This is a genomic window from Erwinia tasmaniensis Et1/99, assembly GCF_000026185.1.
Taxonomy (GTDB): Bacteria; Pseudomonadota; Gammaproteobacteria; order Enterobacterales; family Enterobacteriaceae; genus Erwinia; species Erwinia tasmaniensis.
In genome coordinates, this window is record NC_010694.1 from 495,182 (window position 1) to 508,314 (window position 13,133).

Here is a 13,133-nt window from a genome sequence, read left to right on the forward strand (position 1 = left end):
ATTAATTTTTACTGCAGTCTGGAGTCTCTGGAATGAAAATTACCCTGCCCGATTTTACCCGCGCGGGTGTGCTGGTAGTGGGCGACGTGATGTTGGATCGCTACTGGTACGGCCCAACCAACCGCATCTCTCCCGAAGCGCCGGTTCCGGTGGTAAAAGTTGATAGCGTGGAGGAGCGCCCAGGCGGTGCGGCCAACGTTGCCATGAATATCGCCTCTCTTGGCGCAAAGTCGCGTCTGGTTGGCCTGACCGGGGTTGATGACGCGGCGCGTGCGCTTAGCGCCGCCCTGTCTGGGGTCAACGTGCAGTGCGACTTTGTCTCTGTGGCGACTCATCCTACTATCACCAAGCTGCGCGTGTTGTCACGTAATCAGCAGCTGATCCGCCTGGATTTCGAGGAAGGATTTGACGGTGTCGATCCTGAGCCAATGCTTGAACGCATCCAGCGGTCTCTGCCGGGCATCGGGGCGCTGGTCCTGTCTGACTATGCGAAAGGGGCGCTGGCTACCGTGGAAACCATGATAGCGTTGGCGCGTAAAGCGGGCGTCCCGGTGCTGGTCGATCCCAAAGGAACCGACTTCTCTCGCTATCACGGCGCAACCCTGCTGACGCCAAACCTGTCTGAATTCGAGGCGGTGGTGGGTAAGTGTAAAAGCGAAGCCGACATTGTGGAACGTGGTACGGCGCTGATGCAACAGCATGCACTTTCTGCGCTGCTGGTGACTCGTTCCGAACACGGTATGACGCTGCTGCAGCCGGGAAAAGCCCCTTTCCATATGCCGACCCAGGCGCAGGAGGTCTTTGACGTCACCGGCGCTGGAGATACGGTAATCGGTGTGCTGGCAACCGCGCTGGCGGCTGGAAACACGCTGGAAGAGAGCTGTTTCCTTGCCAACGCGGCGGCAGGCGTGGTGGTGGGTAAGCTTGGCACCTCCACGGTGTCTCCGATGGAGCTGGAAAATGCTATTCATGCGCGTCCGGAGTCGGGTTTTGGCGTAATGAGTGAAGCACAGCTGATTGTTGAAGTGAAAAAAGCCCGCCAGCGTGGTGAAAAGGTGGTGATGACCAACGGCGTGTTCGACATTTTACATGCGGGCCATGTTTCCTATCTTGCCAATGCGCGTAAGCTGGGCGACCGCCTGATTGTGGCGGTGAATAGCGATGCCTCCACCCGTCGTCTGAAAGGTGAAACACGCCCGGTCAACCCGCTTCTTAACCGCATGATGGTATTGGGCGCGCTTGAGGCGGTAGACTGGGTGATCGGTTTTGAAGAGGATACGCCGCAGCGAGCGATCGCTGAAATATTGCCGGACCTGCTGGTAAAAGGCGGTGACTATAAGCCTGAAGATATTGCCGGGAGCAAAGAGGTTTGGGCGAACGGCGGAGATGTGCAGGTACTCAATTTCGAAGACGGTATTTCCACCAGTAATATCATCAAAACGATCATTTCAGGAAGCGGGAAAAATTGACGGCTGACGGCTGCCCGTTCGGGCAGCCATTATCCAGCGCGACTTACTCCGCTGGTTTTTCGGCTATTGCAGCAGGCAGTTGTGGTGCTGCACGGTTTTCCAGTTCAGAGAGCCGCTGTTCCAGCACGGCAAGCTTCTCACGGGTGCGCAGTAGCACCTGAGTTTGCACGTCAAACTCTTCCCGGTTAACCAGGTCCAGCCGCGTCAACTGTGATTGCAAAGTCTGACGGATTTTCTTTTCGACATCGTCACCTAAATCACGAATGCCTTTCGGCATGGAGTCATGGATCTGACGGGCCAGTTGTTCAATCTTTTTTGCATCAATCATGGCAGGTTTCCTGATAGCAGCGAGTTTGGCTCTAGTGTAATCGCTCCGCCGTCAGCCACAAACTTTAAAATGCCTTAGTGATAAAATGGATAGCCGATAGCCCTTTTTGTTCGTTGCTCTGTTACTTTTTCAGCGCTATCATGAATTCGCTTATTCTCAGGGCGGGGCGAAATTCCCCACCGGCGGTAAATCAGCTGAGGCTGAAAGCCCGCGAGCGCTTCAGAGCCATTCTGAAGGTCAGCAGATCCGGTGTAATTCCGGGGCCGACGGTTAAAGTCCGGATGGGAGAGAGTAACGATTCTTGACGGGCTGAAGCTCGCCTCGCGTTATTTGTTGTCGCCGTATAACACTCCTAAGCACGCCCTGGTTCTGGTAACCCATACATTTACAAAGGTTTATTTACCATGAATCAGTCGCTACTTTCTGAATTTGGCACGCCTGAACAGCGTGTTACACATGCCATTGAGGCGCTGCGCGCAGGCCGCGGTGTGATGGTTCTGGACGATGAAGATCGTGAAAACGAAGGTGATATGATCTTCGCCGCCGAAACCATGACCGTTGAGCAAATGGCACTAACCATCCGTCACGGCAGCGGTATCGTCTGTCTGTGTCTGAATGAGGAACGCCTGGAGCAGCTTGATCTGCCCATGATGGTGCAGAACAACACCAGCGCTTACGGTACAGGTTTTACCGTGACTATCGAAGCAGCCGAGGGCGTGACGACCGGCGTTTCTGCTACCGATCGCCTGACCACTATCCGTGCCGCGATCGCAGATGATGCCAGGCCCAGTGATTTAAATCGCCCCGGCCATGTGTTTCCGCTGCGCGCCCGTTCCGGCGGCGTGTTAACTCGTGGCGGTCACACGGAAGCCACTCTCGACTTGGTCACCCTGGCCGGTTTCAAACCGGCGGGCGTGCTTTGTGAACTGACTAACGACGACGGTTCAATGGCGCATGCGCCAGAAGTCATCGTGTTTGCCCGTCAGCACGATATGCCGGTCGTCACCATCGAAGACCTGGTGTCTTACCGCCGTAGCCGCGAAACGCTACAGGCAAGTTAACTATCCTTCAGGCCGGTTCCCCCCCCCGGTCAGAAAATATCAGCCAGGCCTGCAACTGCGCCTGGCTGAACCCTGTCAAAACGTGCTTTTCCGGCATTCAAATTTACTGAATATCTTCATCAGGGTTATCCAGGTTCATCCAAAGGTGAATGGGCGTAGTGTGGTGTCCATTGAGCAACATTTTGCCTGGAGCCACATTATGAGTAAGCAAATTATGCCTGCGCTTTTTCTCGGACACGGTAGCCCGATGAACGTCCTGGAAGAGAATATCTATACGCAAACCTGGCGTAAACTGGGCAACACCCTGCCAAGACCGAAAGCGATCCTTGCGGTCTCCGCCCACTGGTATACCCGGGGTACTGCGGTCACGGCACTGGAAAATCCGCGCACTATCCATGATTTCGGCGGTTTCCCACAGGCGTTATTTGACACACATTATCCGGCACCGGGCTCTCCAGAGTTGGCACAACAGGTGGCTGATACACTGGCGCCGGTTGCCGTGCAGCTCGACCGGGAGTGGGGGTTCGACCACGGCTCTTGGGGAGTGCTGATCAAGATGTATCCTGATGCGGATATTCCGCTGGTGCAGCTAAGCGTGGACGGAAGCAAACCACCGGCTTATCACTTCGAGCTGGGGCGTAAGCTGGCCGCGCTGCGTGAGCAGGGGGTGATGATTGTAGCCAGTGGCAACGTCGTACATAACCTGAGTCAGATACGCCGGCAGGATGAAGCCGCCGCCTGGCCCTGGGCGGGATCTTTTAATCAGTACGTGCGCGATAATCTGAGCTGGGAAGGGGACGTTTCGCAGCATCCGCTGGTGAACTTTATGCAGCATGAGGACGCGGCGTTGTCGAACCCAACGCCGGAGCACTATTTGCCGCTGCTGTACGTGCTCGGCGCACGCACACCGGGTGAATCCGTATCGATCCCGATAGATGGGATCGTGATGGGGTCACTGAGTATGCTGTCCGTGCAGGTGGGGTGACAGGGCCATAGGCCTGGTAGCCTGTTGCATTTTTCAACTGCATACGGGCGCATTATGTCGCGTTGCCCGATGCCAACGGGGCGAGTGAAGACTCGCCCTTGCCGATTATTCAATAAACGCGTGCGGATAGAAACGCGACAGATCCTGGGTGATGAGATCGCGATCTTCGCGCAGGCCGATACCGGCGGGCCGATCGTTGATTAACCAGCTGCCGATCAGCGTATAGCTGTCACCAAATTTCGGTAGCGGATGGAACTGCTGAACAATCATCCCTTCCTCACCGTATGGCCCGTCGACCCGCGCAATTTCCTGACCGTTTTCTACGATGCGGATATTCGCGCCCTCGCGGGAAAACAGTGGCTTAACCACATATTTGTCCATGTGCGGCACGTTATCTTCGGCGAAGTAGGCCGGTAACAGGTTCGGATGATTAGGGAACATCTTCCACAGCAGGGGCAGCAGCGCTTTATTGGAAATAATGCTCTTCCATCCCGGCTCCAGCCAACGCATGCCGGCATCGGCCAGCTTGGTGGAGAACGTTTCACGCAGCATAAACTCCCACGGGTAGAGCTTAAACAGATTGCCGATAACCTGGTCGTGAATATCGGTAAACTGCCCTTTCTCACCGAGGCCGATTTCATCCATATAGAGGAATTCAGTCGGCAGCCCGGCTTCCGTGGCGCAGTCCTGCAGATATTGCACGGTGCCCCTGTCTTCTTCAGAATCGCGGCAGCAGGCGAAGTGTAGCCAGCTAAAACCGTGCTGTTGATGCAGCTCGCTAAAGCGTTCGATCAGCTTTTCCTGCAGGCTGTTGAACTGATCGCTGCCAGCGGGGAGCTGGCCTGACTCCAGCTGGTCTTCCAGCCAAAGCCACTGGAAGAAAGCAGCCTCATACAGTGAGGTAGGCGTATCGGCATTGTTTTCCAGCAGCTTGGCCGGAGACTGGCCATCCCAGGCGAGGTCGAGTCGGGAATAAAGCGATGGTTGGCCGCTTTTCCAGGATCCACGCACAAAGTCCCAGGTATGCCTGGGGATGCGGAATTTCGTCAGCAGCTCTTCGCTGCCGATCACCAGCTCTACCGCCTGTAAACACATCTGATGCAGTTCGCTGGTCACGTCTTCCAGCGATTCAATTTGCTGCAACGTGAACTGATAGTAAGCATCCTCACACCAGTACGGCTCGCCGTGCATGGTGTGAAAACGAAAACCATATTCCGTTGCTTTTTCGCGCCAGCCTGGGCGTTCGGCTATGGCAATACGCTTCATCAGCGATTAGCCCCCCATGCTGCGGTTAGCGCTGCCAGTACTGCTACTGTTACGCTGCATGGTGTTTTGCTTGGCGACACTCTCACCAAAGCCGCCGCGTGTCACGGTGCTGGTGGTGGCAGGTTTAGGAGCCAGAGCGCTTTTCGGCACCGTCATGGTGCGGCCCGGCGTAGCGGCACCGTAGTTTTTACCGCTGGCGTCAACGAACTTACCGTTGGCTGGGCTGGTTGGCGATTTTGAACTGAAAAGCGGCTGCTGCTGACCGCCCATACCTCCGCCCATCAGGCGGCCCATCATATAACCAGCCATGAGCGGCATCCAGAAGCTGCCGCTGGACTGGGATTCTGCATTAGTATTACCAACCCCAGCCTGAGCAGGGGCCTGCTGGCATTGTCCTTCGCCAAATTCAGCCACGCAGTCTGCGCGACTGGCATATTTTGGCGCGGTTTTGGCCGCTTCTTCTTTGGCGCTGTTAAACGCCGTGGTGCACTGCTCGCTTTTACCGGGGTTAGCGGCCGAGCAGTCATCAGCATTTTGATACATTGATACGGTTTCGTCGGCCTGTTCACAAGCGGCCAGCATAAAGACTGCACTCACCGCCAGCGCCACCGGCGTTAAATGGCGGGCGCTCCAGCTTTTGCGAAAGGAGGCGTGATTAATCTGTTTAGTCCGTTTCATCAATTTTCGTCCTGTGCCCAAAGGTAGCGCATAGGATAGGGGAAGCGCGGCGAAAAATGAAGCGATGGGCCCCGGGCGATACGGGATCTTTACTTAGCTATACGTTCAATTGTGAAGGAACCGTAAGCCCTGTAAAAAGGGGCAGCGGATGCTGCCCCGAAAGGTATTAGTGACTGAAGGGATTGCCGCTGGTGCGGGTAGCCGCCGGGCGGCCGGGCGCGGAAGCTTTACCGCTGCGCGCCGCGGAAGCGGCACCGTTGGCGTTGGCATCCTGCTGTGCATCTTCCGGAGCAACAGCATCTGGCGCGGTGACCACATCTTTACCCAGCTGGTTATTCAACGTTTGCAGGTCCTGCTCGTTAAGCGTACCCAGCGCAGACTTGATATTCAGCTGGTTTATCATATAGCTATAACGTGCATTAGACAGCTGCTGTTTGGCATTAAACAGCGTGGTGGTGGCATCCAGCACATCGACGATGGTGCGGGTACCCACGGAATAACCGGCTTCCATAGCATCCAGCGAACTCTGTGCTGATACAACGGCCTGTTTGTAGGCGGCAATACTGCTGATTGACGCATTCACGTTGTTGAACGAAGAGCGTACGGTCTGAACGGCGGTGCGGTGAGCGCCTTCAAGCTGCTCGCTGGCGGCGACAAAGGCATACTGCGCCTGCTTCACCTGCGAACTGACCGAGCCTCCGCTGTACAGCGGCAGTTTGAAGCTTAAACCAACCTGATTATTGCCGCTGATATTGTCCTGATTACTGGATGACTGGTTAGCCCGACTTCCGCCGTAACGATTGTTGGATAAACCGGTAGACGCGGACAGATCCAGCGTTGGCATATGGCCAGTTTCAGATGAGCGAATTTGTTCACGTGCCAGGTCTTGAGAAAGGCGTGCTGATAACAGGTTGAGATTGCGGCTTTCCGCTTCTTTTAGCAGCGCGGAGACCGGCTGCGGCTTATCCGTTTTAAAAGCGCCCACGTTGAGTGAGGCCAGGGTGGAATAGTAGTTGCCGGTGACCTGGCGCAGGGTTTCTACTGCATTATCCAGCGCATTGCGTGCGGCGACTTCGCTGGCTAACACGGTATCGTACTGTGAGCGAGCGTTCTGCACATCGGTGATGGCGACCAGACCCACGTTAAAGCGCTGTGTGGTTTGATCAAGCTGGCGATAAATAGACTGTTTTTGTGCCTCGGTATATGACAGGGTATCGATGGCGTTCAGTACGTTAAAATAGGCGGTGGCGGTATTCAGGATCAACGTCTGTTGCGCGCTCTGCCAGGTGACATCCTGAATCCCTGCGGTTTTTTCCTGCAGGGTAAGAGCGCGCCATTTTGACATGTCAAAAATGGTTTGGGTCAGTTGCAGCGACGCAGATTTGGTGGTGGTGTTAGAGCCACTGTTATCGCGATAGCCGTTAGTATAGGAATAGTCAGCTCCGAGGCCAAGCTGGGGCAACAGTGGGCTGCGTGCTTCATTAATTTTCTCAAATGCCGCATCGCGATCGGCTGCTGAGCTACGAAGGTCAGGATTTGATAAACGCGCCTGCTGGTATACCTGCAGCAGGTTTTCAGCCTGACTGGCGACACTGAAGCCGCCCAGGCTCAGACCGATAAGTAAAGGGAGCAGTTTGTTCATTTGCATTCCTTGTAGTGCAGCAAAATTGCTATGGTAGCGCTGGTTAAGACCGAAAATTATCGCCGATAATAGCAGAGAGTCCGGATAAGGTAAGTTGGCTGAAAGTGCCATCCTTCTTTTAATTTACTGAAATAATTCATCAAGAACCAGACATCCGGAAAATTACTATTGAACTTAGCGTTTTTGCCACCCTTTTTTCAGGAGATGCACTAATGACAGCCGTTAACGATTATCCGGTGACCTTTACCAAAAACGATGTAGAAATTATTGCCCGCGAAACCTTATATCAGGGTTTTTTTTCGTTGCAGCGTTACCGCTTTCGCCATCGTTTGTTCAATGGGGAAATGAGTGGTGAAATCTCCCGAGAAATTTTTGAGCGCGGTCACGCCGCCGTGCTGCTACCCTATGATCCGCTGCGCGATGAAGTGGTGCTGATCGAGCAAATCCGTATCGCAACTTACGATACCAGCCCCACCCCCTGGGTACTTGAGCTGGTGGCCGGCATGATTGAAACAGGCGAAACGCCGGAAGCGGTAGCGCGCCGTGAGGCGGTAGAAGAAGCCGGCCTGACCGCCGGACGCGTTAAACCGATTATTCATTATCTCTCCAGCGCGGGGGGAACGTCAGAGCGGCTGGCGGTATTTGTCGGTGAAGTGGATGCCAGCGTGGCGCAGGGAAACCACGGTCTGGAGGAAGAGAATGAGGATATTCTTGTGCATGTGGTGAGCCGCAGTCAGGCTTATCAATGGGTGGAACAGGGGAGAATTGACAATGCTGCTGCCGTTATTGCTTTGCAATGGCTGGAGCTGCACCATAAACAGTTACGCCTTGAGTGGAAAAACGAATAATGAAACGCTATGTCCCTGACTTTCCTGAAATGATGCGCATCTGCGAAACCAATTTTGCGCAGCTACGCCGTTTATTGCCTAAAGAAGATCGGGCAGGCGAATCTGTCGCATATCAGGTTAACGGGGCCAGTTATCAGATCACCGTCCAGGAATCGACCCGTTATACCACGCTGGTGGAAGTCAGACAGACCGCTCCGGCAGTCAGCTATTGGAGCCTGCCTTCCATGTCGGTACGTTTGTATCACGATGCAATGGTGGCAGAAGTGTGTTCCACTCAGCAGATCTATCGCTTTAAAGCACGCTATGATTATCCTAATAAAAAGCTGCATCAGCGTGACGAAAAGCACCAGATTAATCAGTTCTTAGCGGACTGGCTGCGCTATTGTCTGTCCCACGATGCAATGGTCGTGCCGGTATGTTAGCGCGAACTGACACATTTTTATGATTAAATAATCCGGGTTGCAGCCAACTCACCTAAGGCTTTCGGGCATGATGGGTAGAGATCTAACCTTAAGGACTTTGATTGGATAGCCTGTTAAAACTTCCTGTGGCGAGTGGGTCCAGAGTCAGGATTTTACAGATTACGGATACCCACCTTTTTTCAGGTAAACATGAAACGCTGTTGGGGGTGAATACCTGGGCGAGTTTTGACGCGGTACTCGACGCTATTGCCGCAGAACACGCCCACTATGACCTGATCGTTGCCACGGGCGATCTGGCGCAGGACCACTCGATGGAGGCCTATCAGCATTTTGCTGAGGGTATTTCTCGCCTGCCTGCCCCCTGCGTTTGGCTACCGGGTAATCACGACTATCAGCCGACGATGTTCAGAACGCTGGGGGCATCCAGCATCGCTGACCAAAAGCAGGTACTGCTAGGAGATCGCTGGCAAGTGGTGCTGCTGGACAGTCAGGTATATGGGGTGCCACACGGTGAGCTGAGCGATTACCAGCTGGAATGGCTGGAACGGGCGATGGCCGCTGAACCGCAGCGCCACACGCTGATACTACTGCACCATCATCCTTTGCCTTCCGGTTGCTCATGGCTTGACCAGCACAGTTTGCGTAATCCACATATGCTTGATGCCGTTTTGCAGCGCTATCCGCTGGCAAAAACGCTGTTGTGTGGTCATATTCATCAGGAGCTGGACCTCAACTGGCAAGGGCGGCGCGTGCTGGCAACGCCGTCAACCTGTGTACAGTTCAAGCCGCACTGCACCAATTTTACCATTGACGCCGAGGCGCCGGGCTGGCGTTGTCTGGATCTGCAAGAAGATGGCCGTCTGGAGACTGAGGTTCGGCGTCTGAACACCCGCATGTTTAATCCGGATCTCGACTCAGAAGGGTACTGACCTATGGCTACGTTGCTTTATCTGCATGGTTTTAACAGTTCGCCACGCTCGGCTAAGGCGACCCTGCTTGAGCAGTGGCTGACGCAGAATCATCCTGATATTCGTCTTTACGTTCCCCAGCTCCCGGCGTATCCGGCAGAGGCTGCGCAGCTGCTGGAGGATTTCGTGATGCAGTCGGCCGGCGAGCCGTTGGGTATCATCGGCTCTTCGTTGGGCGGCTATTACGCGACCTGGCTGTCACAGTGCTTCACCCTGCCCGCAGTGGTCGTCAATCCCGCAGTGCGGCCATTTGAGCTGCTGGCTGATTACCTTGGCGTCAACGAGAACCCGTACACCGGCCAGCAATATGTGTTAGAGTCACGCCATATTTACGATCTAAAAGTCATGCAGATTGACCCACTAGAGTCACCGGATTTGCTCTGGTTATTGCAGCAAACGGGCGATGAAGTGCTCGACTACCGCCAGGCCCTTGACTATTACAGCGCCTGTCGACAGACGGTAGAACAGGGCGGAAATCATGCTTTTATCGGATTCGAACGTCATTTCTCCGCCATCCTTGATTTTCTTAGCGTTAAGGATTGAGCACGGCCGGAGTCTGACCACGCATTTTTAGCCACCACTAATCAGATTGTTACGATGACCCAATCCAGCTACAACGCAGATTCCATTGAGGTTCTCAGCGGACTTGAACCCGTGCGTCGCCGCCCGGGTATGTACACCGATACCGCGCGCCCTAATCATTTAGGCCAGGAAGTGATCGATAACAGCGTGGACGAAGCGCTGGCCGGTCATGCCAAACGCGTGGAAGTGATCCTGCACCCCGATCAGTCACTGGAGGTCATTGACGACGGGCGCGGCATGCCGGTGGATATTCACCCCGAAGAGGGCGTACCGGCGGTTGAGCTGATTTTCTGCCGTCTGCATGCCGGAGGCAAATTCTCAAATAAAAACTATCAGTTCTCCGGCGGCCTGCACGGCGTGGGGATCTCGGTGGTTAACGCTCTGTCAAAACGCGTAGAAGTCACCGTACGCCGCAATGCCGAAGTGTATGAAATGGCGTTTGAGAACGGCGACAAAGTTCAGGAATTAACGGTGACCGGCACGGTCGCTAAGCGCAACACCGGTACGCGCGTACAGTTCTGGCCAGATGAGTCGTTCTTTGACAGCCCCCGCTTTTCGGTATCGCGTTTAAGCCACCTGCTGAAAGCCAAAGCGGTGCTCTGTCCGGGCGTTGAAATCGTTTTTAAAGACAAGCTGAACAAAACCGAACAGAGCTGGTGCTACGCCGATGGCCTGACCGACTATCTGATGGAGGCGGTCAACGGTCTGCCTCTGCTGCCGGAAAAACCCTTTGTCGGCACATTCTCCGGCGATGTTGAAGCGGTAGACTGGGCGCTGCTGTGGCTGCCGGAAGGTGGTGAGCTGCTGACCGAAAGCTACGTGAACCTGATCCCCACGATGCAGGGCGGAACGCACGTTAACGGACTGCGCCAGGGCTTACTGGATGCGATGCGCGAATTCTGTGAATACCGCAATATTCTGCCGCGTGGCGTGAAGCTGTCGGCGGAAGATATCTGGGATCGCTGTGCTTACGTGCTGTCGGTAAAAATGCAGGACCCACAGTTCGCCGGTCAGACCAAAGAGCGCCTGTCGTCACGTCAGTGCGCCGCATTTGTTTCAGGCGTGGTCAAAGACGCCTTCAGCCTGTGGCTGAATCAGAACGTACAGGCCGCCGAAATGCTGGCCGAGCTGGCGATATCCAGCGCCCAGCGCCGTATGCGCGCGGCAAAGAAAGTGGTGCGTAAAAAACTCACCAGCGGCCCTGCGCTGCCGGGGAAACTGGCGGACTGCACCGCACAGGATTTGAGTCGAACCGAACTGTTTCTGGTGGAAGGGGACTCGGCGGGCGGTTCTGCCAAGCAGGCGCGCGATCGTGAATATCAGGCCATTATGCCGCTGAAGGGTAAAATCCTGAATACCTGGGAAGTCTCCTCGGACGAGGTGCTGGCTTCGCAGGAGGTGCACGATATTTCGGTCGCGATCGGCATCGACCCTGACAGCGAAGACCTCAGCCAGCTGCGCTACGGGAAAATCTGCATCCTTGCCGATGCGGACTCTGACGGCCTGCATATTGCGACCCTGCTGTGTGCACTGTTCGTGCGCCACTTCCGCACGCTGGTGAAAAATGGTCACGTTTATGTTGCTATGCCGCCTCTTTACCGCATCGACCTGGGCAAAGAAGTGTATTATGCGCTGGACGAGGCAGAGAAGGCGGGCATCCTTGAGCAGCTGAAGCGTAAAAAGGGCAAACCGGGCGTGCAGCGCTTTAAAGGGTTGGGTGAGATGAACCCGTTACAGCTGCGTGAAACCACCCTCGATCCGAACACTCGTCGCCTGGTACAGTTAACGATAGGCGATGAGGATGTGGATCAAACGCTGGCCGTGATGGATATGCTGCTGGCGAAGAAACGATCTGAGGATCGTCGTAATTGGCTACAGGAAAAAGGCGACAGCGCTGAAGTCGAGGTGTAAAGCCGTTGCAGGAAAGGTGTATTAACTCACAGAAGAGCAGCCGGTGAAAATTACCCTTGAAGAGCTACGTGCGTGGGTGACGGTGGTCGACAGCGGTTCGATCACCGCTGCCGCAGATCAGCTGAATCAGACGACCTCCGGCATCAGCCGGGCGCTGGGCCGGCTGGAAAGCAAACTGCAAACCACCCTGCTGCACCGCACTACACGCCGTATCGCCCTGAGCGAAGAAGGACAGATTTTTTTGCAGCATGCGCGGCAGATCATTCGTTCGGTTGAAGCTGCTGAAGAACAGATCGCCCGGCGGCGAGAGATCCCCTCCGGGCGGCTGCGCGTCAATGCCGCCACGCCATTTATGCTGCATGCGATCGTACCGCTTATCCCCGAATTCTCACGGCGTTTTCCGCTGATCCAGCTGGAGTTGACGAGTGATGAGGTGGTGATTGACCTGCTGGAGCAGCAGACCGATATCGCTATCCGTATCGGTGAACTGCGCGATTCGACGCTGCATGCCCGCGCTCTTGGCAGCAGCAGGCTACGGCTGATGGCAAGTCCGGACTATCTCGCTGAATATGGTGAACCGCATAACGTGGCGGAGCTGCTGGCCAACCATCGGCTGCTGGGGTTCTGCAATCTGGAACAGCATAATATCTGGCCGCTCTGGCACTCGGAAAAAGAGCTATTGCATATCAAACCCACCATCAGCGCCTCCAGCGGTGAGACCTTGCGCCAGCTGGCGGTAAACGGTATGGGGATCGTGCGTATTTCCGATTTTCTTAGTCGTGCCGATCTGGCTTCCGGTCGCCTGGTGCCGGTACTGGAATCGCAAACCCATGAGATGCGTCATCCCATCCATGCGGTCTACTACCGTAACAGTACGCTTTCGGCGCGTATCAGCTGTTTTCTCGATTATCTGAGCGAGCAGTTTGCCAGCAACACGCTGCTGTAAAAAGACCGATCCGCAGCAGGGATCGGC

13 protein-coding genes and 1 riboswitch are annotated in these 13,133 nt (G+C 55.1%); of the genes, 9 read left to right on the top strand and 4 right to left on the bottom strand.

The window, feature by feature from the left end; translation table 11 throughout:
• Window positions 1-32 precede the first annotated feature (32 nt).
• On the top strand, window positions 33-1,469 hold the full coding sequence (hldE, locus tag ETA_RS03255; RefSeq protein ID WP_012440183.1) for a bifunctional D-glycero-beta-D-manno-heptose-7-phosphate kinase/D-glycero-beta-D-manno-heptose 1-phosphate adenylyltransferase HldE: 1,437 nt from the start codon (window positions 33-35) through the stop codon (window positions 1,467-1,469).
• Between the two features lie 43 nt (window positions 1,470-1,512).
• On the opposite strand, the gene ubiK is transcribed toward hldE, so the two are convergent.
• Window positions 1,513-1,797, bottom strand: coding sequence for a ubiquinone biosynthesis accessory factor UbiK (ubiK, locus tag ETA_RS03260; RefSeq protein ID WP_012440184.1), 285 nt, complete (start codon window positions 1,795-1,797; stop codon window positions 1,513-1,515).
• Between the two features lie 148 nt (window positions 1,798-1,945).
• Window positions 1,946-2,094: riboswitch (FMN riboswitch) on the top strand.
• 107 nt (window positions 2,095-2,201) lie between these two features.
• Between ubiK and ribB the strand changes: the two genes are divergently transcribed.
• Both ribB and ygiD read left to right on the top strand, forming a co-directional pair.
• On the top strand, window positions 2,202-2,858 hold the full coding sequence (gene ribB, locus ETA_RS03265; RefSeq protein WP_012440185.1) for a 3,4-dihydroxy-2-butanone-4-phosphate synthase: 657 nt from the start codon (window positions 2,202-2,204) through the stop codon (window positions 2,856-2,858).
• A gap of 199 nt (window positions 2,859-3,057) precedes the next feature.
• Complete coding sequence (gene ygiD / locus ETA_RS03270) at window positions 3,058-3,843, top strand: 4,5-DOPA-extradiol-dioxygenase (protein ID WP_042958580.1); 786 nt, start codon at window positions 3,058-3,060, stop codon at window positions 3,841-3,843.
• Between the two features lie 105 nt (window positions 3,844-3,948).
• Here ygiD and ETA_RS03275 read toward each other — a convergent pair whose 3' ends face one another.
• The 3 genes from ETA_RS03275 to tolC all read right to left on the bottom strand — a co-directional run bounded on the left by ETA_RS03275 (window position 3,949) and on the right by tolC (window position 7,429).
• Complete coding sequence (locus tag ETA_RS03275) at window positions 3,949-5,109, bottom strand: glutathionylspermidine synthase family protein (RefSeq protein WP_012440187.1); 1,161 nt, start codon at window positions 5,107-5,109, stop codon at window positions 3,949-3,951.
• Between the two features lie 6 nt (window positions 5,110-5,115).
• On the bottom strand, window positions 5,116-5,787 hold the full coding sequence (locus tag ETA_RS03280; protein WP_012440188.1) for a DUF1190 family protein: 672 nt from the start codon (window positions 5,785-5,787) through the stop codon (window positions 5,116-5,118).
• Between the two features lie 166 nt (window positions 5,788-5,953).
• Window positions 5,954-7,429, bottom strand: coding sequence for an outer membrane channel protein TolC (tolC, locus tag ETA_RS03285; protein ID WP_042958583.1), 1,476 nt, complete (start codon window positions 7,427-7,429; stop codon window positions 5,954-5,956).
• A gap of 212 nt (window positions 7,430-7,641) precedes the next feature.
• On the opposite strand from tolC, the gene nudF reads away from it, so the two are divergent.
• The 6 genes from nudF (at window position 7,642) to ETA_RS03315 (ending at window position 13,106) form a co-directional block, all read left to right on the top strand.
• On the top strand, window positions 7,642-8,277 hold the full coding sequence (gene nudF, locus ETA_RS03290) for an ADP-ribose diphosphatase (RefSeq protein WP_012440190.1): 636 nt from the start codon (window positions 7,642-7,644) through the stop codon (window positions 8,275-8,277).
• Window positions 8,274-8,699: a DUF1249 family protein gene (locus ETA_RS03295; protein ID WP_068794415.1), complete on the top strand. Its 426-nt coding sequence runs from the start codon at window positions 8,274-8,276 to the stop codon at window positions 8,697-8,699. Before nudF ends, ETA_RS03295 begins: the two co-directional genes overlap by 4 nt.
• A 101-nt stretch (window positions 8,700-8,800) precedes the next feature.
• Window positions 8,801-9,628, top strand: coding sequence for a 3',5'-cyclic-AMP phosphodiesterase (gene cpdA / locus ETA_RS03300; RefSeq protein WP_012440192.1), 828 nt, complete (start codon window positions 8,801-8,803; stop codon window positions 9,626-9,628).
• A gap of 3 nt (window positions 9,629-9,631) precedes the next feature.
• Complete coding sequence (yqiA, locus tag ETA_RS03305; RefSeq protein ID WP_012440193.1) at window positions 9,632-10,210, top strand: esterase YqiA; 579 nt, start codon at window positions 9,632-9,634, stop codon at window positions 10,208-10,210.
• Window positions 10,211-10,264: 54 nt separating this feature from the next.
• Window positions 10,265-12,160, top strand: a complete 1,896-nt coding sequence (gene parE / locus ETA_RS03310) for a DNA topoisomerase IV subunit B (protein WP_012440194.1) — start codon at window positions 10,265-10,267, stop codon at window positions 12,158-12,160.
• Window positions 12,161-12,203: 43 nt separating this feature from the next.
• Window positions 12,204-13,106, top strand: a complete 903-nt coding sequence (locus ETA_RS03315; RefSeq protein ID WP_012440195.1) for a LysR substrate-binding domain-containing protein — start codon at window positions 12,204-12,206, stop codon at window positions 13,104-13,106.
• Window positions 13,107-13,133: the final 27 nt, after the last annotated feature.